The organism is Rothia sp. HMSC066G02 (assembly GCF_001813145.1).
Lineage (GTDB): Bacteria > Actinomycetota > Actinomycetes > Actinomycetales > Micrococcaceae > Rothia.
Genome location: NZ_KV811593.1, coordinates 146,017 through 146,327 on the forward strand (window position 1 = coordinate 146,017; position 311 = coordinate 146,327).

The window sequence follows — 311 nt, forward strand, 5'->3', positions numbered from 1 at the left end:
TGAAAGTCCCTCCGAAAAGGAAGGGAAATCTTCATCTCCCCGGGGAGGGGTACCTCCCCTACCGTTCCCTCAATGAAAGTCCCTCCGAAAAGGAAGGGAAATCTTGCGTGCTAGGCGGTCTTCTCGGTACTGCTTCTGCCCTCAATGAAAGTCCCTCCGAAAAGGAAGGGAAATACAACCCCGGAGTTCACATCCACCTCACCCAAATCCCTCAATGAAAGTCCCTCCGAAAAGGAAGGGAAATGGGGGTCTTCTGCGGTGTCCTCGGGGTTGGCCTTGTCCCTCAATGAAAGTCCCTCCGAAAAGGAAGG

The 311-nt window shown here is 53.7% G+C and carries 1 protein-coding gene; it reads right to left on the reverse strand.

Annotated features, from left to right (window positions below; translation table 11 throughout):
- Window positions 1-110: 110 nt before the first annotated feature.
- On the reverse strand, window positions 111-311 hold a 201-nt coding region (locus HMPREF2894_RS09140), incomplete at its 5' end, for a hypothetical protein (RefSeq protein WP_210399399.1).